18 protein-coding genes are annotated in these 18,462 nt (G+C 67.0%); 8 read left to right on the forward strand and 10 right to left on the reverse strand.

Annotated features, from left to right (window positions below; all coding sequences use genetic code 11):
• Positions 1–35 precede the first annotated feature (35 nt).
• Together BM337_RS00535 and BM337_RS00540 are read left to right on the forward strand one after the other, a co-directional pair.
• Positions 36–815, forward strand: a complete 780-nt coding sequence (locus tag BM337_RS00535; protein ID WP_089812868.1) for an alpha/beta fold hydrolase — start codon at positions 36–38, stop codon at positions 813–815.
• 87 nt (positions 816–902) lie between these two features.
• A complete protein-coding gene (locus BM337_RS00540) occupies positions 903–1,694 on the forward strand; it encodes a type 1 glutamine amidotransferase (protein ID WP_089815471.1) in 792 nt (263 codons plus the stop codon).
• 26 nt (positions 1,695–1,720) lie between these two features.
• Here BM337_RS00540 and BM337_RS00545 read toward each other — a convergent pair whose 3' ends face one another.
• Both BM337_RS00545 and BM337_RS20840 read right to left on the reverse strand, forming a co-directional pair.
• On the reverse strand, positions 1,721–2,212 hold the full coding sequence (locus BM337_RS00545) for an HPP family protein (RefSeq protein ID WP_245778574.1): 492 nt from the start codon (positions 2,210–2,212) through the stop codon (positions 1,721–1,723).
• 64 nt (positions 2,213–2,276) lie between these two features.
• Positions 2,277–2,417 carry a hypothetical protein gene (locus tag BM337_RS20840; protein ID WP_177227095.1) on the reverse strand — a complete coding sequence of 47 codons (141 nt, stop codon included), beginning with the start codon at positions 2,415–2,417 and terminating at the stop codon, positions 2,277–2,279.
• 109 nt (positions 2,418–2,526) lie between these two features.
• Here BM337_RS20840 and BM337_RS00550 point away from each other — a divergent pair, with 109 nt between their 5' ends.
• Positions 2,527–3,717: an acyl-CoA dehydrogenase family protein gene (locus tag BM337_RS00550; protein ID WP_089812870.1), complete on the forward strand. Its 1,191-nt coding sequence runs from the start codon at positions 2,527–2,529 to the stop codon at positions 3,715–3,717.
• A gap of 429 nt (positions 3,718–4,146) precedes the next feature.
• Here BM337_RS00550 and BM337_RS00555 read toward each other — a convergent pair whose 3' ends face one another.
• Positions 4,147–4,749, reverse strand: coding sequence for an RPA family protein (locus BM337_RS00555; RefSeq protein ID WP_089812872.1), 603 nt, complete (start codon positions 4,747–4,749; stop codon positions 4,147–4,149).
• Complete coding sequence (locus tag BM337_RS00560) at positions 4,750–5,685, reverse strand: replication factor A (RefSeq protein ID WP_089812874.1); 936 nt, start codon at positions 5,683–5,685, stop codon at positions 4,750–4,752.
• 193 nt (positions 5,686–5,878) lie between these two features.
• Here BM337_RS00560 and BM337_RS00565 point away from each other — a divergent pair, with 193 nt between their 5' ends.
• The gene (locus BM337_RS00565; protein ID WP_089812876.1) at positions 5,879–6,166 is read left to right on the forward strand and encodes a DUF7091 family protein; all 288 of its coding nucleotides are present in this window, start codon (positions 5,879–5,881) and stop codon (positions 6,164–6,166) included.
• A gap of 497 nt (positions 6,167–6,663) precedes the next feature.
• Positions 6,664–7,680 (forward strand): mannose-1-phosphate guanylyltransferase, encoded by a 1,017-nt coding sequence (locus BM337_RS00570; protein ID WP_089812878.1) that lies wholly within the window; start codon positions 6,664–6,666, stop codon positions 7,678–7,680.
• Between the two features lie 27 nt (positions 7,681–7,707).
• On the opposite strand, the gene BM337_RS00575 is transcribed toward BM337_RS00570, so the two are convergent.
• From BM337_RS00575 to BM337_RS00600, 5 genes are all read right to left on the reverse strand, one after another.
• Complete coding sequence (locus tag BM337_RS00575) at positions 7,708–8,493, reverse strand: SDR family oxidoreductase (protein WP_089812880.1); 786 nt, start codon at positions 8,491–8,493, stop codon at positions 7,708–7,710.
• Positions 8,494–8,958: 465 nt separating this feature from the next.
• Positions 8,959–9,429 (reverse strand): TRAM domain-containing protein, encoded by a 471-nt coding sequence (locus tag BM337_RS00580; protein WP_089812882.1) that lies wholly within the window; start codon positions 9,427–9,429, stop codon positions 8,959–8,961.
• Positions 9,430–9,529: 100 nt separating this feature from the next.
• Positions 9,530–10,372, reverse strand: coding sequence for a hypothetical protein (locus BM337_RS00585; RefSeq protein WP_089812884.1), 843 nt, complete (start codon positions 10,370–10,372; stop codon positions 9,530–9,532).
• A gap of 118 nt (positions 10,373–10,490) precedes the next feature.
• The gene (locus BM337_RS00590; RefSeq protein ID WP_089812886.1) at positions 10,491–10,937 is read right to left on the reverse strand and encodes a hypothetical protein; all 447 of its coding nucleotides are present in this window, start codon (positions 10,935–10,937) and stop codon (positions 10,491–10,493) included.
• Between the two features lie 524 nt (positions 10,938–11,461).
• Entirely contained in the window at positions 11,462–11,641 is a 180-nt protein-coding gene (locus BM337_RS00600) for a hypothetical protein (RefSeq protein ID WP_089812890.1), read from the reverse strand.
• Between the two features lie 762 nt (positions 11,642–12,403).
• Here BM337_RS00600 and BM337_RS00605 point away from each other — a divergent pair.
• Positions 12,404–13,621: an LGFP repeat-containing protein gene (locus BM337_RS00605; protein WP_177227096.1), complete on the forward strand. Its 1,218-nt coding sequence runs from the start codon at positions 12,404–12,406 to the stop codon at positions 13,619–13,621.
• A 67-nt stretch (positions 13,622–13,688) separates the two neighbouring features.
• Here the strand turns inward: BM337_RS00605 and BM337_RS00610 are convergent, their stop codons facing one another.
• Positions 13,689–14,723 (reverse strand): radical SAM protein, encoded by a 1,035-nt coding sequence (locus BM337_RS00610; protein ID WP_089812894.1) that lies wholly within the window; start codon positions 14,721–14,723, stop codon positions 13,689–13,691.
• A 171-nt stretch (positions 14,724–14,894) separates the two neighbouring features.
• On the opposite strand from BM337_RS00610, the gene BM337_RS00615 reads away from it, so the two are divergent.
• A complete protein-coding gene (locus BM337_RS00615; protein WP_245778575.1) occupies positions 14,895–16,703 on the forward strand; it encodes a vWA domain-containing protein in 1,809 nt (602 codons plus the stop codon).
• Positions 16,704–16,825: 122 nt separating this feature from the next.
• Positions 16,826–17,896, forward strand: coding sequence for a DUF373 family protein (locus tag BM337_RS00620; protein ID WP_089812896.1), 1,071 nt, complete (start codon positions 16,826–16,828; stop codon positions 17,894–17,896).
• The last annotated feature ends 566 nt before the right edge of the window (positions 17,897–18,462 follow it).

Below are 18,462 nucleotides of genomic sequence, written 5' to 3' on the forward strand. Positions count from 1 at the left end.
AAAGCCCCTTGAGGCACCCCACCGTAGCACCGCCGATGCCTTCCGTCGACCGCAACGGCACGCGGCTCCACTACGACGTCGACGGCACCGGCCCGACGGTCGCGTTTATCGGCGACGTCGGCGCCGGCGCCTGGCTCTGGGGCTGGCAACAGCCCGCGCTCGCCGGTCCCTACGAGACCCTGGTCTGGGACCTCCGCGGGACTGGCCGCTCCGACGCACCGCCGGGTCCCTACGACGTCGCGACGCTGGTCAACGACCTGGAGGCGGTGCTGTCCGACCACTCGGTCGCCGACGTCCACCTCGTCGGCGCCGGCTTGGGCGGGATGGTCGCGCTCGCCTACGCCCATCGATACAATCGAGCGAACTCGCTGACGCTCCTCGGAACGGCCGCCAACGGCGACGCCGTCACCGACCGGCTCAGTACCCTGCGGGCCGCGCCCGACGATCCCGAGGCGTTGCGGGCCTCGCTCGACGCCGCCTTCGCGGCGGACCTGGCGGACTATCCCGACGTCGTCGATCAGATCACCGAGTGGCGGGCGGAAGACGACGCCGCTCTCGACGGCTGGGACGCCCAGGCCGCCGCCATGCGCGAGTTCGAGGCGCCGCCGCTGTACGAGGTGACGCTGCCGTCGCTCGTCATGCACGGCGTCGAGGACGTGATCGTTCCGGCGAGCGCCGGCGAGTCGCTGGCCGAGGACCTCCCCCGCGGCGACTACCAGGCCGTGGAAGGTGGTCACTGGTGTTTTATCGAGGAGTCGGCCGCCGTCAGCGACGCACTGGTGCGATGGCTGGACGAGCAGACGGACGACCGGTAGGGCCTCGCCACGGCGCGTCAGAGAAAGTGACAGATTTATCCACGAATGTGCACCCTTTTCAGCCTCGAGGCCGTCAGCTACTACCGAATGAGTCCCAGGATCGCGCTGCTGAACGCCGCCCACGATGGGTCGGACAACCGGCGGAACTTCCGCCGGGAACTGGCCGCCGACCTCGTCGAGTACGACGTCGTCGACCGCGACCTCCCCGAGCACTTCGCGTTCGACGGCTGCGTCGTCACCGGGTCGCGCGCCTCCGTCTACTGGGAGGAACCGTGGATCGCGGAGCTACGCGAGTGGGTCCGCGAGGCGGTGGAACGCGATATCCCGTTCCTGGGCGTCTGTTTCGGCCACCAGCTGCTCGCCGACGCGCTGGGCGGGACCGTCGAGGCGATGGACGACTACGAGATCGGCTATCGCAGCGTCAGCCACGACGGCGAGTCGCCGCTGCTCGACGGCGTCGACGAGGAGTTCACCGTCTTCACGACCCACTCCGACCGCGTCGTCGAACTCCCGCCCGGCGCCGAGCGCTTCGCCGAGAACGAGTACGGCGTCCACGGCTTCCGGGCCGACGACGTCTTCTCGGTCCAGTTCCACCCCGAGTACGACCCCGAGACAGCCGAGATGGTGACGAGGGGCAAGGACGGCCAGCTCTCCGCCGAGCGCATCGAGCAGGTGCTCGACGGCATCACGCCGTCGAACTACCAGGCCGCCTGCGAGGCCAAACAGCTGTTCGACAACTTCGTCGACTACGTCGAGGCGCGAGCGGGGACCGGTTCCGCCGACGCCGCGGTGGACGCCGAATCTGGCGACGTCACGTCGGACGACGAGACGCCGACTGGGACTGGCGACGGCGGCGACTCGGCCGCTGCCGACGACTGACAGCTACTTCTTCGACGGCCCAGTCCTCACGGAAGCCGGAGCAACAGTTCGTGTTCGACGAGGAGAGCGACCACCGCGAGGACGATGATCGCTCCCTCCAGCGGCGAGGAGAGGATGCCGAGCGAGACGATGAGCGTCGTCGCACACGCGGGCGCGTGCCCGGTGTCGGTCGCCAGCATCCCGACCGTCGTCAGTCCGACGGCGACGACGCCGCTGACGGCCAGCCGGAGCGACGCGAGGGTGCCCGGTCCAGTCGCGGCGGTCAGGGTCACGTCGCCGGCGACGAGGTGGTACGCCACCAGGCCGGCAGCGACGCCGAGAGCGTGGCCACCGACCACGCGACGCGGCGCCGACTCCGGGCCGTCGGGGTCGGTGGCGAACAGGTAGGCCGTCGGGCCGAGGCTGGGGAAGACGAACGGTAACCCGCTCGCCCACACGACCCCGCCGAGGCCGGCCAGCAGCGCGCCGGCGCGGCCGGCCTGTCGGAGCCACTCCCGCAACGTGTGTCGATCCGGCACAGGGCAACGGTCCGTCTGCCCGGAGATAACGGTGACGTTACACGGTGATCGGGCACCGGGGCGTTCACCGTTTGCAGGTCAGGATCGCCATCGGGATCGCGAAGAACAGACCGATGACGCCGGCTATCGGAAAGAAGAGGAAGGCGACGAGTTCGAGGAACGCGAGCATGGCCACCGCGACCAGCTTCTGGCCGAGCGAAAGCATGATTGCCGGAGTGTCGTGAAAGGGCGTAATAAAGGTTGTGCGGTCCGTTCAGCCGGGGGACGCCGCGCACCGCCGGACGCTTTTTCACGCCAGCGACCCCATCTCCGGCATGCTCGATTACCTCGCGCTCGACGACGACTACACTGCTGAGGAGCGCCAGGTCCGCGACGCGGCCCGCAGGTTCGTCGACCGCGAGGTCGCCCCGGACGTCGGCGACTGGTTCGAGGACGGCCGGTTCCCCGAGCGCCTCGTCGGCGAGATGGGCGACCTCGACTTCTACGCGCCCACCCTCTCGTGGGGCGACCTGCCAGGCCTCTCGGAGACGGCCTACGGCCTCCTGATGCGGGAACTGGAGGCCGGCGACTCGGCAGTCAGGTCGATGGCCAGCGTCCAGGGCGCGCTCGTGATGTGGCCCATCGCGGAGTACGGCAGCGACGCCCAGCGCGAGCGCTGGCTCCCCGGCCTGGCAAGCGGCGACCTCGTCGGCTGTTTCGGCCTCACGGAACCCGAACACGGTTCCGACCCGGCGAGCATGGAGACGCGCGCCGAGTCGGTCGGGGACGGCGACGGGTATCGACTGTTCGGAACGAAGACCTGGATCACTAACGCCCCCATCGCCGACGTCGCGCTCGTGTGGGCGAAACTGGATAGCGGAACGGACGGTGAGGCCGACGATGGAGACGGACCGGTCAGGGGATTCCTCGTCGAGACGGACGCCGACGGGGTGGAGACGCCCGAGATCGGCGGCAAGCTCTCGATGCGAGCCTCTTCGACCGGCCAGGTCGTGCTGGACGACGTCCGGGTCCCCGAGGACGCCGTCCTCCCCGGCGTCGAGGGGATGAAGGGGCCGCTCTCCTGTCTCACGCAGGCCCGCTACGGCATCGCCTGGGGCGCCGTCGGCGCCGCCCGGGACTGCTTCGAGGTCGCCCGCGAGTACGCCACCGACCGGGACCAGTTCGGCGGCCCCATCGGACGCTTCCAGCTCCAGCAGGAGAAACTCGCCGAGATGGCCACCCAGATCACCACGGCGCAACTGCTTGCCGACCGGCTGGCCGAACTGAAAGAACGCGGCGAGTTACGCCCCCAGCAGGTGTCGATGGCCAAGCGCAACAACGTCCGCACGGCCCGCGACGTCGCCCGGACCGCCCGCGAGATGCTCGGCGCCAACGGCATCACGACTGACTACTCGCCGATGCGCCACGCGGCGAACATGGAGACCGTCTACACCTACGAGGGCACCCACGACATCCACACGCTGATCCTGGGTGAGGACCTGACTGGAATATCGGCGTTCGAGTGACTAGCAGAACTACTGTGTTGATCGGTCGGTGTGGACGGAACTGCTCACCCTTCCGCCAACAGAGGAAAGCCCCGGCGTGCTGCGGTCCCGCGGCTCGCTGCGCCCTTCACTCGCTACGCTCGCTCCAGTGCTTACGTCGCCGGGGTTCCCGCAGCACGCCGCCCCTTTCAGTCCCACCCGAGTCAGCTAATCGGCCTGGAGAAACGGGTGGGACTGAAAGGGGCCGACCGCTCGGGGAAGGTGGGCGCAGTAAGCACCGCAGCGAAGCGAGGAGCGCAGCAAGCCCCCCGACCCGAGCGGGAGGGGGCTTTCCTTTGTTGTTGGTAGCGCCGTCAGTAGTTTAGTCGCGAACTGATCAACTCAGTCGCTCTCTCGCCCAGAAACCACCAGTCACCGACGCCAAAAGAAAAGCCGCGGCGGAGAAGCCTTCTAGACCGTCGCTTCGCTCTCGTCGCGCTGCTCCTCCTCTAAGCTTTCTAGCGCGCCGACCACGGTTCGCCGGTAGTTCTCCACGGGGAGGTCGTACTCCTCGCGGGCCATCTCGGCGTACTCGTTGGTCTCGTCGCCCTCGTAGCGCTGGATGCGCTCGGTCGTGCGCTCGGCCGTCTCGACGACCCAGCGGTCGCGCGTGGCCTCGTCGACCTGCGAGATGGACTCGGGGCGCAGCGAGACGTTGACCTCGCCGTCGTCCGTCTCGTAGGTGCGGGGTTTGCCGACGACGGAGACGTACGCCGGCGGTTCCAGTTCGCGGAGCATCGACGCGGCGTCGGGCTGGTACTGCCCGGCGTACATGAAGAACGTGTCGCCGTTCGGGTCGACGACGCGTCCCTGCCAGTACTCGCTGTCCTCGCCGACGTCCTCCGTCTCGGTGAGCGTGCCGACCACGAAGATGCGGTTGGCTCGCTCCCCGGTCGGGAGGAGGACGTAGACGGGCGCGCGCTCGTCGTCGGACTCTTTGAACGTGTAACTCGCGTCGTTGAACTCGTCTGCGAAGACGCGGCGGGCGACTTCGCGGGTAGGTGCGCCGGACATCTAGATCGACCTCGCTTTGATCAGCGCCGCTTCACCGTCGACCGGGTCGGTCAGGCGCTCCTGGTCGTTGACCAGGACGTAGCGGCCGAACGTCGGTCCGGTGACGCGGTAGTAGTAGCCCAGTATCCCCTCGCTCATCTCGTCGGCGACGACCTCGGTGTCGAGGGCGTCCATGGCCATCTCCTTGGCCTCCTCGAGCGTGATACCGGTCAGTTCCTCGGTGGCGTCCTGGTCGAAGATGACCTCGGTCACCTCGTCGCCGTCGTCGAGCACGCCCTTGATGCGGAGGTCGAACTCCCCCTCACCCTCGCCGTGCTCGCTGCAGCGGCCGTTCTGGAGGACGCGTGTGCAGTCCTCCTCGGGGCAGCGCTTGATGAGGCCGCTCCCGGACTGGATGTCCACGAGCGCTCCCTCGACGGTGACGTCGTCGTTGCCGACCTCGAGGTCCTCGTCGAGCTCCTCGATGGTCGTCGTGGAGTTGAGCTTCACCGAGTAGCGGCCCTCGTACTCGTCGGTGACGACGTTGCCCAGATCGTAGACCTTGCCCTCTTCCAGTTCCTGGAGGTCTGACTTGGCCCACTTGGTGAACTTGATGGTCCCGCTCTCGTCACCGAGCAGGCCCACCTGGCCGACGGAGTCCGAACGGGGCTCCCACAGTTCGGTGACCTTCGCGGTGATGTCGATCCACTGTTCGGGCTCGTCGACCTCGGCGACCTGGACGTGCTCGTTCCCGCCGCCACCGCCGCCGAGCTGGTCGCGCTCCATCCCGGCCTCGTCGAGGTAGTTGCTGACGACGCTCCGGCGCGCCTCGTTCAGCGGCACCTGGTAGTCGTTCACCAGGGTTTCGAGGCGTTCGACGACGTCGTCGACGTCGATGTCGAGCTGGTCGGAAAACTGCTCCTGTATCTCTTCGGCGTGTGTACGCAAATCTGTCATGGTTGCTGTCTCCGCGTGATTTCAATGGGAGACAGGTGGAGATTGGCCGTGCTCCCCTATAAAGTCACGGAGAGTGCGCAGTGGAAGTGAAAGTGAACGGGAACGAGGCGCTGTCCTGTGGTTCCGACCAGTACCCGGGAGCGATTTTCCGCCCTTCGAGAAGATTGATTTGTCCCGGTGTACAACCCCGTGTATGGTCGACGACGGCGGGAGCATCCAGCGCTTCATCCAGTCCACGCTCCGCTCGGCGGGCCGCCAGCTCCAGGAGGCCAAGACGGCCTACGCCGACGCGAAGCGAAGCGCACTCGCGGACCTCCCGCAGACCGACGACGGCAAGGCCCGCATCGTCTGCCGTCGCTACGCCGAACGCCGGGCCGTCGCCCTCGACGACGAGGGCCGGCCCGCCTGTTTCGACCCCGATCATCCGGACTGCCAGGGCTGTGCGGAGGACGTCCAGGACGGGACTGTCGAGACCTGGTAGGAACGACCTTTTTCTGCGTCGGGTCTCCTCGCTCCCTCCGGTCGCTGCGGGAACCACTCCTTGAAAAACGTCGGGGAAAAACACCGCGGGAGCAAAGCTCCCGCGAGCCCTCACTCGCTTCGCTCGTGAGGATGCCGCTCGCTCCCTCCGGTCGCTCGCGGTACAATTGCTAGTGCCAGCCTGCCCTTCCCCTGGTCGCGCGATAAAACGCACTCCCGGCCACCGCTATGGCCGAGGAGAGTAATCAGGCAGGGTGGGAATGAAAGGGGCAGCGTGCTCGATGTCTTCGTGAACGGAGTGAGCGAAGGCTCGAAAGACGAGCGAAGCGAGTCTTTCGGTGAGCGAGACGAAGTAAGGACCGGAGCCGTAGGCGAGGACCGCAGCGAGTCGCAGCCATCGAGCACGCCGGGGCTTTCCTCTCTCATTGGTTTCGTCGTACTCACCACAACGTTCTCCTAGCCAAACCTTCACAGCGAGTACGCGACTACGAACATCTGATGGACAGGCCACTCGTCGCGCTGATACTCGCCGGCGGCACGGGCACACGGCTCTACCCCGCGAGCCGGTCGAACCGCCCGAAGCAGTTCCTCTCCTTCGGCGGGGACGACTCCCTCCTCACGCAGACCGTCGACCGCGCCGCCTTCGCCGACGAGACGTACGTCCTCACGCGCGAGGCGTACGCGGACGAGATCCACGAGCACGCCCCCGACGCGGCGGTGTTGACCGAGCCCGAACCGAAGGACACCGGGCCGGCGCTGGTCTACGCCGCCCACCGAGTCCGGGAGCAGGTAGGGGACTGTGCGATGCTCGTGCTGCCGAGCGACCACCACGTCGCCGGCGACTTTCGGGGCGTCGCCGAGCGCGCGGCGCGAGTTGCAGTGGAAACGGGAGGGGTCGCCACCGTCGGCGTCGAGCCGACGCGGCCGGATCCCGGGTACGGCTACATCGAGCCCGGCGACCCGCAGGACGGCTATTTCGCGGTGAAGCAGTTCCGCGAGAAACCCGATCGCGAGACGGCAGCGGGGTACGTCGACCGCGGCTTCTACTGGAACGCCGGGATGTTCGCGTGGACGCCGGAGGCGTTCCTGCAGGAGGCGAGGGAATCGCCACTCGAACCGCTGGTCGACGCGCTCGACGACGGCGATTCGAGTCGGGGTTTCGACGCCGTCGACCCCGTTAGCGTCGATTACGCCGTGCTCGAACGGTCGGATTCGGTGTTCGTCGTCCCCGCCGACTTCGAGTGGGACGACCTGGGGGCGTGGGACGCCATCGAGCGGCTGGTCGACGGTGGGAGTGGCGAGGGCGAGGACGACAACGACAACGCGGTCCTCGGCGACGCCCTCGCCGTCGACGCCGCGGACAACGTCGTCGCCACCGACGGCCACGTCAGCCTCGTCGGCGTCGAGGACCTGATCGTCGCCAGTTTCGACGACCGGACGCTCGTCGTTCCGAAAGACGACGCCCAGCGAGTGCGTGACGTCGTCGCCGAACTCCGGGAACGGGGGCTGTTCTAGGCTCGTCCCGTCAGCGACAGTGGTCGGTCACGTGCTCCGCATCGACCCGCCGTCGACGGCCAGCGCCGCGCCGGTGACGTACGACGAGCGGGCACTGGAGAGGAAGGCGACGACGTCGCCGAGTTCCCGCGGGTCGCCGACCCGGCCCAGCGGCGCGTCGGACCAGTTCTCGATCCCCTCCTCGTAGCTGTCGTAGTCGCCGCGCTCGACGGCGTCCTCGACGAGTTCCTGGATGCGCGGGGTCTCGTGGGCGCCCGGGAGGACGGCGTTGACGCGGACCTCGGGGCCGAACTCGCGAGACTGGGTCTTCATCAACCCGATGACGGCCCGCCGGACCGAGTTCGAGAGCACCAGGTCGTCGATGACCTCCCGGACCGACCCGGAGGTGATGTTGACGATCGTGCCGGCGTCCGATTCCTTCAGGTACGGGTAGGCCAGTCTGGTCGTCCAGACGGCGCTCATCACCAGCAGGTCGTAGGCCTGGTACCAGTCGCGCTCCGTGGAGTCGAGGAACGAGCCGCTGGGCGGCCCGCCGGCGCTCGTCACGACGTGGTCGAGCGCGCCGAGTTCCTCGACGGTCTGCTCGACGAACGCCTCTATCTGGTCCCGGTCGGTGATGTCGGCCTGGACCGCCAGGACGTCGCCGTCGCCGGCGTCCGCCAGCTGTTCGCGGGCGTCGTGGAGGTGCGACTCGGTGCGGCCACAGATGGCGACGTCGGCGCCCTCCTGGGCCAGTGCGGTCGCGCTTGCGAGGCCGAGACCGCTGGTCGCTGCGGTACACAGTGCGACGTTGCCGTCGAGTTCCAGATCCATGTGTGAGCGCTCGCGTGGCACCCTCAAATGTCCACGGGCTTCGGAGTCGGTGTGTGAGTGACGGTGCTTCTGTAACGGGTAGTTCTGGGACCTGAGTGCTGGACGGCACTGTAGGGACAACAACACCCGGAAAGCTCTCGGCGCGCTGAACTCGCGCGAGCAACGCTGCCCCTGGAGTCCTCGTGAGCGAAGCGAACGAGGGCTCGTCAGAGTGGTTCGAGAGACCGAAGGTCTCTCGTCATCACGAAAGGCGCGGAGCGCCTTTCGAACGACTTGCTCTGACGGTGGACTGAAAGGGCGAGGCCCGGTCGGGGGCTTTCGAGGCGTCTGCGTCGGTACTGTGCCAGTGCTCACTGAGTCACGAAATCGTCACACCCACTCCGAAACAGAGCAGCAGACGTCGGAAAAATGCACCAGAGAGACGGCGTCGAGACTGTCCACGTCGGGCGCGCCGTCGGTCCGGGGCTAGCTGCCCCAGAAGTTGTCGCGGCTGCCGAGTCGTTCGCGGTCGGGGCCGCGGCTGCTCTCCTCTTCCTCGTCGTCCTCGCCCTCCGCGTCGGCCGCGTCGGCCTCGTCGTCGTCCGCGTCCTCGCCTTCGTCGTCGAGTTCGAGTCGTTCAATCTCCTCGGCGCGGGCGTGGTTCGAGCGGACCTTGGTCACCTTCACCTTGGACTTCGCCGGCGGGAGCACGCCGTCGACCATGATGATGAAGCCGTCGTCGGTGCGGCCGACGCCGGCGCCGCTCTCGTGGATGTCCTCGACCTCGACGGCGACTTCCTCGCCGGGCTGGACGGGCTGGGTCTTGAGTTCCGAGATGGGCTGGTTGTAGTGGTTACACCACTCGGCGCCACCGCGGTCGCCGTAGTGAGTACACCCCATGCCTTTCATTCGCTCGGAGAAACTGGGGCAGTCGTCCGCGAGTGGACAGTCAGACATGGAGCGAAGTAGTTGGCGCGTCTCCAAAACAGTTGCGTCACGCGAGCGGCGCCGCCGGATCCCGGGGTCGCGGCCGGACCGAACCGCCAGGGGACGGGCCCTACGCGAACGCGCCGTCGGTCGTCACCACGACCGTCGGCCGGTCGGCCCTCTCGGGACACGACGCCCGCCGTTCGACGGCGAACGAGACCGGTTCCGTCGCGTTGACCGACACCGGGACGTCGGCGACGACGGGGACCGAGATCGAGTCGCCGCCGCCGATGGCGCTCGGCCAGTCGGTGCTGTAGTCGTAGCTCACGTAGCCGTACCGGTCGTCGGGGGCGTCGATCCCGACGACGCAGCCGGAGAGCTCTGGGAGGGCGACCAACCGCCGAAAGACGAACTCGTTGGTCGCCGTCACCGTTCCGACGCGGACCTCGGCGGCGGTGTAGCCCTGTTCGTCGGGGTAGTCCCGGTCCGCTGGCGGGTCGACAGACACCGAGTCGTTCGTCTGGAGGTCGTAGGTCACCCCACCGCCGGCCGCGTCAACGGCGACCAGCGCCACGCTGACGAGAACGACGGCGAGGACGACTGCCCCGGCAGTCCGCCAGGGAAGGACCGGCGCACGGCGATCGTACAGCCGTCCGAGCGCGATGAAGAGCGCCGAAGAGACGACGAGTCCGAGAAAGATCCCCGCCTCACCGACGTCGTAGCGGAGCACGACGTATCCGAGACCGACGAGATACGCCCCCGAGGACAGCGCGAGCGCCACGCCGTGGAGCGGCGTCCGTTCGAGGGCCGTCGCCACGGCGAGGAACGCGACGAACGCCAGAAAGAGCAGGACCGCCTTGACCGTGATCGAGAGCCCGAAGACCAGGTCCTGCACGAAGTACAGGAACGCGGCGACCGCGAGGACCACGCCGATCGTGTACAGGAACCGTTCGCTGTCGACGTCGAGTTTCATGGCGGGTTCTACGGAGCCAGTGTCAGGAGAGCGTTATGAGCTTTTTCGTCCCATCGGTCGGGACAGAACGCGTAACGGCCCGGGCGGTCCAGTCGTCCGGGCGGTCGATCGAATCGTCTCACTCACCCATCGCCTGCGGCGCGACGACCACCAGGCCCGGTTCCTCCCGCTCACTGGGACACGATTCGGCCCGTTCGACCGGGAGCGTCCCCCTCAGGACGGTCGCTTCCTCGCCGGAGAGACCGATCGTCACGTTCGTCGTCAGGGTCCCGTACCCGCCGACGCTTCGATGAAACGGCGACGACCCGTCGTCGTAGAACACGCCCCGGTCGGCCATCCGTCCGGGCGAGTACACGCAGACGCGCAGGTCGGGGAACGCGACCGGTTCGCGGAAGGCGAAGGTGTTCGTCGCCGTCGCTGTCCCCAGCACCACTTGCTGTCCCAGCGGATCGTCCTCCTGCGTCGCGACCGTCACAGTGACCTCGTCACGCAGTTCGACGTCGTAGGTGACCTCGCCGTACTGCAGGTCGGCGCCGACGAACGACACGGCGACGAGGAGGACCATAAGGAGCGCGTATCGCCCCCACGCGGCGACAACCAGAGCCACCCCTCGTGCAGGAAGTACGCGAGCCCGATCGCGACCCACATCGAACCGAACAGCAACATTGCAATCGTCCCCCTCCCGAGGTCATACGCGAGAAAAGTATACCCCACCGAGAAGAACAAGGTAGCCACCGCGACCAGCCCGAAGCCCTCCTGCCAGGGATGGACAGCGGCGCCGACGAGGAATGCGACAGACATCAGCACGAGCAGGACCGCCCGGACGGTGAGCGACAGGTCGAAGAACACGGTCCGGACGAACCACGCGAGAACGGCCAGCCCCGCCAGACCGCCGACGGCATACAGGGCGGCCGTTCGGTCGAACGAGGGGCGCATTACGGGCGCCTCCGACGACGGCGGCGGCCTCTCCAGGACATGCCTGCTCCAAGACGGAAACGGAGCATAAATTTTCGGCTAGATGACTGGCGAACGTATCGGCGTGGACCCGGACCCACGCCGGTGTGCGCGAACGCGAGAATCCCGATTGCCTCAGCAGGTCGGCGGGTACGTGCCGTACGGACTCGTATCGAGGCCCCAGTCACAGTCGTCGGAGCCACCGGAATCGCCTCCGGAGTCGTCCGAGCAGTCCGCCGGCGGGTACGTGCCGGACGGACTCGTGTCGAGTCCGTAGTCACAGTCCCCGTCCGCCGCGGCTGCGGACCCAGTCATGAAACTACCTGCTACCAGTACGACCAAACCGAGGGCGACGATCGCCCTGCGTGTCCTGTGTGACATGCACGCGAAAATTGATGTTGTTCCAATATAAATTTAATTCTTCAAGAACTATTGATAGGTGTTGTCGGGTCGAAATTGTGTTCTTCAGGGCGGTGCGTCCGGTGACGGGCGTACCACCAGGGCGCGCATCGCCGTCGCGGTCGCGTTCCCAGCGGGCCACTCGAAGGCGGGAAATTACACCTGAATTCCGGTAAGAACGCCTTATACGGCCGAACTATCGGCAGTACCTTACTCCCAGTTGTCAATTGTTCACACGGGTGCCGAAGCCGGTCCATCCTCACACTCCGCCGTAGCGTTCCCGACTACCGCTCGCTCGCGGCGGAGTTCGTCGAGTGGCCACGGCCCCGTACATCCATGAGCAACCAGAATCTACGGACAGAGCACGGAGAACAGTCCCAGCACGGCGAACAATCCCAGCACGGAGAACAGTCCCAATCGGACCAGCAATCCGGCGAACAGATACGACAACGAGTCTCCCCGGAGCAGCTAGCACCGCAGCAAGCGCCGGCGCAGCCTTCCCTGCACCCCCCGACGCAGCCCCAGCGAGGAGAGCAGTCACTCCAGCCACCTCCGGCGCGTCCGCAGTTTCGGCCGGCGGGAGGACAGGGACAGCAACTCCTGCAACCCCTGGAATCGAGCGCTATCGACGCCAAGTACGCGGAACTTGGGGGTTCCGACGGCTTCCTGGGCCAGCCGGTGACCGACGAGCGAGTCACTCCCGACGGCGTCGGCCGCTACCGACACTACGAGAACGGCTCCATCCACTGGCATCCCGACGCGGGCGCCCACGAGACCCACGGCTGGATCCGCGAGAAGTGGTCCGAACTCGGCTGGGAACAGAGCTTCCTCGGCTATCCGGTCATCGACGAGAAGAACACGCCTGACGGTGACGGCGACTTCCAGCACTTCCAGGGCGGCTCCATCTACTCTCACTCCGGCGGCGCCTTCGAGGTCCACGGGGCGATTCGCGCCAAGTGGGCGAGCTTCGGGTGGGAACGGAGCTTCCTCGGCTATCCAGTCACGGACGAGCGAACGACCCCGGACGGTGAGGGACGATACAATCACTTCCAGAACGGGTCGATCTACTGGCACCCGGACACCGGCGCCCACGAACTCCACGGCTGGATCCGACAGAAGTGGGCGAGTCTCGGCTGGGAACGAAGCGTCCTCGGCTACCCACTGACGGACGAGAAGAACACCCCCGACGGCGAGGGCGACTTTCAGCAGTTCCAGTGGGGCCACATCCACTCCCACGCGTTCACTGGCGCCCACGAGACCCACGGCGCGATCAGGCGATTCTGGGCTCAGCAGGGCTGGGAACAGGGGCCACTGGGGTACCCGATGAGCGACGAACTGAGCACGCCCGGTGGCGGCCGGTACTCGATATTCGAGGGCGGCGTCGTCTACTGGCACCCCGAGAAAGGCGCGCAGATGGCGAACTACCTGCCCGTTCGCGGTTCCAGCATCGTCCAGCAGGTCGACGACGAGGTGGCGAAGCTCATCGAGGGAACGGCGCTGTTCTACGCGGGCGCCACCGAGATAACCGCGGTCCACCACTGGTACGAGTACGGGGGCACCCGCTACTACCGGGTGCTGGAGCTAGACTTCGACCTGGAAGCGGCGGTCACGGGCTTCAATCCCAGCGTCGACCTCGACCTGTTCCTCGCGTTCGAGGTGGACGGAGAGGACGTGGTCGTCACCATCGTCCGGGAGCGCCACCACGTGGACTCGGCGTGGTGGCAGGAGTTGCTCACCCTCGGCTTCCAGGAAATCGTCGACCACACCGTGAGTGAGCGCTTCGAGAAGAAGATCCAGCGCCAGATCGGCCAGGAGATCTCGATTCCAGCGGGGGTGAATTTGCTGGCCGCCCAGCTACAGGACGACGGTGAGTTGCGACTCTACCTGGGTGCCTGAGGCCGTCCCTGATCGACCTTTTTCGACGGAGTTCCTCGCTCGCTTCGCTCGCGTTCGGGACGACTGCTCAGTCGTCGGCCGGCGAGCGGCCGCCGCTCGCGCTCGCACCGCCGGACAGCGGCGTTCGCTCGACTACTGTGCCGTCGTACGTCGGGTACTGCTCGACGATTTCGCCCTTGGGCACGTCACCGTCCTCGACCATCTCTTCGAGGAGCCACCAGGCCAACTCGACGTGGTCGGACTTGACGGCGTAGAACTCCTCGGGGACGCCCAGGTCGCGGAGGTGGGCCTCGCCGACCCAGGCCTTGCCGTAGACGAGCGTGCCGTCGTCGGTGACGTCGTCGAACTCCCGGCGGATGTTGCGGGCCATCCGCTTGAGCCGGGAGCGGTGCTGGGCGGCGTCCTTGAAGACGCTCGTACAGAAGTACACCCGCTCGTGGTCGCCCATCGTCTCCAGGATGTCGTGGCTCCCCTCGACGGCGCTCATGTGGTCTTCCTTGAGTTCGAAGCCCTCCTCCTGCATCCGGCGGTAGTTGCCGTCGGACATCTCGAACTCGTTGATGTTGCAGAAGTCCGCGGCGCCCTCGTCGAGGAACTCCAGGAACTCCTCCTCGGCGCGGATGCCGGGAATCTCGAAGGCGGGGGTGAGGCCCTCCTCGCGGGCGATGTAGAGAATCTCCTCCCACTCGGTGCCGTGCATGTCGCCCCACAGTTCCAGGGGTGGGTGGAAGCGAATCTCGTCGAGGCCGGCTTCCGACAGGCGGCGCATGTTCTCGCGCCCGCCCGTGATGCCGGTGTAGAGGTGCGTGTGGTGGTCCTCGCCGAACTCGTCCTTGAGGAGGGAGAGGTAGTGACAGGTCCGGTCGAGGGCCTCCTGCGGTTCGCCGCCGGTGATGGAGGTGCCCAGCGCCGACATACGCTTTGCCTCCTCGATGACGTCCTCGTCGGACTCGACGGGCCGCTCGTTGGCGTACACCTGATCGACGTTCTTGCGGTTCTCGCCGAGGGGGCAGTAGAAACAGTCCCGCTGGTCACAGTAGCCGTAGACGAACATGACCATCTTCCCGCCTTTCGCGCACTGCTCGCAGCCCTCGGAGATCATTCGGTACCTTCTATTTTCACCCGAGCGGGAAAAAGCGTGCGAAACGGCCGCTGAATCCTGGGATGGGGTCCCACGCGTCGCGCTCGCTGGCGCGGTCGCCTCTCGTCCATGGGTACAAGCGCCGTTTGAGCGAACGTCGTCTATTACTGACATTGCGTCGAACCGGAGCGTATGGTGGAAAGCAACCCCCGCAGACGATACCTCCAACTCCTGGCCGCCGGTGCCGGGACCGCGCTGGCGGGCTGTTCCTCGCTCGCGGTGCCGGGAACACGGCCCGAAACTGAGGAGCCAGCGAAGATCGACGACTGGCAGTACGACCCGGACGAACACGGGGACGGCGGTGGCGGCCTGTTCTCTCTCGGGAACGGCGGCGGTGGCGCGTCGTTCCAGTCGGCGAGTGCCGACGGGGGCAACGGCGGCAGCGTCGGTCTCTCGACCGGCGGGGCCAAGCGCATCGCCGCCTTCCGGCGCAACGTCGAGGAGGGGTACCTCCCCCAGCCAGAGAGCCTGGCCTACGAGGGACTCTTCTACAACTACTACTTCGATACGGGGCACCAGGAGAGCTGTTCGTCGCTGTTCTGTCCCAGCTACTCCCCGGCGATAACCGCCGACCCCCTCTCCGGCGAGACGGAGCGGTACCTGACGGTGGGGCTGAACTCCGGGCTCGACGCGAGCCAGTTCGAGCGCAAGCGGCTGAACCTGGTGGTGGTTCTGGACATCTCGGGGTCGATGGGTTCGCCGTTTTCCGACTACTACTACGACCAGTACGGCAACGAACGGACCCCCGAGGGCGACACCGACCGGCCGAAGATCGAGGTCGCCCGCGACGCGCTGGTCGCCCTGACCGAACAGCTCCGGGAGGGCGACCGTCTCGGCGTCGTCCTCTACGACGACGAGTCGGCCGTCGCCAAGCCGCTCCGGCCCGTCGAGGCGACCGACATGGACGCCATCCGCGACCACATCCAGGAGGACGTCCGGGCCGACGGCGGGACCAACCTCGACGCCGGCCTCGCCGACGCGACGGAACTGCTCTCGGAGTACGAGGACGTCGACCAGACCGAGTACGAGAACCGGATGGTCGTCGTCACCGACGCGATGCCGAACCTGGGGGACACGGACGACGAGAGCCTGCGGGACAAACTGGCCGACAACGCCGAGCGGAACCTCCACGCAACCTTCGTCGGCGTCGGCGTCGACTTCAACGCCGAACTCGTCGACGAACTCACCGCCGTCCGTGGGGCGAACTACTACGCCGTCCACTCCGCCGACGAGTTCGAGCGGAAGATGAGCGAGGAGTTCGAATACATGGTGACGCCGCTGGCGTTCAACGTCTCGCTCCAGGTGGATGCCGGGGGGTACGACATAAAGCAGGTGTACGGGTCGACTGCGGCCGAGGACGCCACCGACGAGTTGCTGGGGGTGAACACGCTGTTCGCCTCGCCGACGAAGGACGGCAAGACCCGCGGCGGCGTCGTCCTCCTGCAGGTCGAACGCCAGTCTGACGACGCGACCATGCGACTCTCGGCCAGCTGGGAGGACCGACAGGGCAACCGGAGCGAAACCGAGACGACCATCTCGTTCCCCGACGCCGAGCCCGAGCAGTTCGCCAACACCGGGGTTCGCAAGGCCGTCCTCCTCTCGCGATACGCCGACCTCCTGAAGAACTGGATGGTGGCCGAACGGGCGGACGACGAGGCCGTCACTCCCGACGGGAGCGAGGGAGACGGGGAAGCGGACGGAGACGGGGAAGCGGACGGAGACGGGGAAGCGGACAGAGAGACGACGGGCATCACAGTTCCACCCGAAGGGAAGGGGTTGGGCGAGTGGGAACAGCAGTCGGTGCCGCTCACCGTCTCCGAACGCTACACCGAGCGCATCGGCGCGTTCGCCGACTACTTCGAGCAAGAGGCCGCGGCCATCGGCGACGACTCGCTCGACCGCGAACTGGCGACGATGGAATCGATCCTCGAACAGGGATGAGCCGGGAGACGGTGGTTTCGTCGGGAGTCGATAGTGTGTCGGGAGACGATGGTCGCACCGGGAGACGGTGGGCGCCCGGGACTCCCGAAAGAAGTTAAACACCGGTAGCATACCCACACCTAATGCTGCTAGTGCTCTGTGTCGACCTCGACGACGACCTCGGCCGGAAGACGGGCGTGGAGACGCCGGTCATCGGCCGGGACGCCGTCGAGTCGGCCGCCGTCGCACTGGCGGAGACCGACCCGGAGGACTCCGACGTCAACGTCCTCTTCGAGGGCATCCACATCTACGACGAGGTCGACGACGAGGCCGTGGAGGTGGCCGCCGTCACCGGCGTCGACGGCAACGACGTCGCGGCCAACCGCGCGGTCGGCGAAGAGGTCGACCAGGTGCTCGCGTCGCTGTCCTCCGGCGAGGACGTCCGCGCCCTGCTCGTCACCGACGGCGCCCAGGACGAGTCCGTCGTCCCCGTCATCCGCTCGCGCATCCACATCGACGGCGTCCGCCGCGTCGTCGTCCGCCAGTCCCAGGACCTGGAGTCGATGTACTACACCATCAAACAGGTGCTCGACGACCCCGAGACCCGCGGGACGATTCTGGTTCCCCTCGGTATCCTCCTGCTGATCTATCCCCTCGCGATCGTCGCCGACAGCCTCGAACTCCCCGGGTCGTCGCTCGGTATCATCTCCGGCCTGCTCGGCCTCTACATCCTCGCCCGCGGCCTGGGCGCCGAACAGACCCTCGACGCCGCCGTCGAGCGCGTCCGCTCGGGCCTCTTCGGGGGCCGCGTCACGCTCATCACCTACGTCGTCGCCGCGGCGCTACTCGTGATCGGCGGCGTCAGCGGCGTCCAGACCCTCGAACAGGCCAACAGGTCCTCGGTGCTGGACGTGCTGGCCGCGCTCGTCTACGGCTCCATCCAGTGGTTCGCCGCCGCCGGCGTCACCAGCAGCCTCGGCCACGTCACCGACGAGTACCTCGACGGCCGCTTCGAGTGGCGCTTCCTCAACGCCCCCTTCTACGTCCTCGCCATCGCCGTCGTCCTGCACGGCGTCAGCGCCTACTTCCTGTTCGAGGGAGTGGGCATCTCGTATTTGGCGATTACGCTGACCGGCGGGACGTTACTTGGACTGGGAAGTACGCTCGCGTTTGCCGTGGCGGAGACCAGATTTGGGCGTGCCGAGCCTGCTTAGAGGAGTTTTTCCGGTTTGCTCGCTAGCAGTGTTCGGCGACGTCACCAACAAAGGAAAGCCCTCGGCCCGCTCGACTCGCGCGGACCACGCTGCGCGCCTCACTCCGTTCGGTGCTTGCGGGTCCGTGCTTCGTCGACCGGACATCGCCCTTTCATTCCTCCAGGTACGGCACCGCAGCCCTGCCCTCCCCCTGGTCGCGCGATGAAACGCGCTCTCGGCCGATCGGTTGCGGAGCGGTCACGAAGCGTGTCGCGCCGCGAGGGTGGCGCGTCAGCGCCACCTCACCGCGAACGGCGCCAGCCGTGAGCAAGGCGCGACCGGGGAGGAGTGGTGTCTTAGCGAGCGGAGCGAGCCAAGGCTCGTCAGAGCTTGCTCTGACGGTGGTCACAATCGCGAGCGCAGGGAGGCGCCGACCGGAGGGAGGGGCCTCCGAACGAGCGAACGGGGAGCGTAGCGACCCGTGAGCGCGTTTCATCGCGCGAGCGAGGCGGAACCTGGAGGAATGAAAGGGCGAGGCGGGCTCGTCGGCCCCCCGAGGAAGTAAGCACCGAACGGAGTGAGGCGCG

This window comes from Halomicrobium zhouii, from assembly GCF_900114435.1.
Classification (GTDB): domain Archaea; phylum Halobacteriota; class Halobacteria; order Halobacteriales; family Haloarculaceae; genus Halomicrobium; species Halomicrobium zhouii.

Excerpts from the sequence above, each read along its gene's own strand:
- BM337_RS00535 (WP_089812868.1), top strand. The coding sequence starts at position 36 with ATGCCTTCCGTCGACCGCAACGGCACGCGGCTCCACTACGACGTCGAC.
- BM337_RS00540 (WP_089815471.1), top strand. The coding sequence starts at position 903 with ATGAGTCCCAGGATCGCGCTGCTGAACGCCGCCCACGATGGGTCGGAC.
- BM337_RS20840 (WP_177227095.1), bottom strand. The coding sequence starts at position 2,417 with ATGCTTTCGCTCGGCCAGAAGCTGGTCGCGGTGGCCATGCTCGCGTTC.
- BM337_RS00550 (WP_089812870.1), top strand. The coding sequence starts at position 2,527 with ATGCTCGATTACCTCGCGCTCGACGACGACTACACTGCTGAGGAGCGC.
- BM337_RS00555 (WP_089812872.1), bottom strand. The coding sequence starts at position 4,749 with ATGTCCGGCGCACCTACCCGCGAAGTCGCCCGCCGCGTCTTCGCAGAC.
- BM337_RS00560 (WP_089812874.1), bottom strand. The coding sequence starts at position 5,685 with ATGACAGATTTGCGTACACACGCCGAAGAGATACAGGAGCAGTTTTCC.
- BM337_RS00565 (WP_089812876.1), top strand. The coding sequence starts at position 5,879 with ATGGTCGACGACGGCGGGAGCATCCAGCGCTTCATCCAGTCCACGCTC.
- BM337_RS00570 (WP_089812878.1), top strand. The coding sequence starts at position 6,664 with ATGGACAGGCCACTCGTCGCGCTGATACTCGCCGGCGGCACGGGCACA.
- BM337_RS00575 (WP_089812880.1), bottom strand. The coding sequence starts at position 8,493 with ATGGATCTGGAACTCGACGGCAACGTCGCACTGTGTACCGCAGCGACC.
- BM337_RS00580 (WP_089812882.1), bottom strand. The coding sequence starts at position 9,429 with ATGTCTGACTGTCCACTCGCGGACGACTGCCCCAGTTTCTCCGAGCGA.
- BM337_RS00585 (WP_089812884.1), bottom strand. The coding sequence starts at position 10,372 with ATGAAACTCGACGTCGACAGCGAACGGTTCCTGTACACGATCGGCGTG.
- BM337_RS00590 (WP_089812886.1), bottom strand. The coding sequence starts at position 10,937 with ATGGTCCTCCTCGTCGCCGTGTCGTTCGTCGGCGCCGACCTGCAGTAC.
- BM337_RS00600 (WP_089812890.1), bottom strand. The coding sequence starts at position 11,641 with ATGACTGGGTCCGCAGCCGCGGCGGACGGGGACTGTGACTACGGACTC.
- BM337_RS00610 (WP_089812894.1), bottom strand. The coding sequence starts at position 14,723 with ATGATCTCCGAGGGCTGCGAGCAGTGCGCGAAAGGCGGGAAGATGGTC.
- BM337_RS00615 (WP_245778575.1), top strand. The coding sequence starts at position 14,895 with ATGGTGGAAAGCAACCCCCGCAGACGATACCTCCAACTCCTGGCCGCC.
- BM337_RS00620 (WP_089812896.1), top strand. The coding sequence starts at position 16,826 with ATGCTGCTAGTGCTCTGTGTCGACCTCGACGACGACCTCGGCCGGAAG.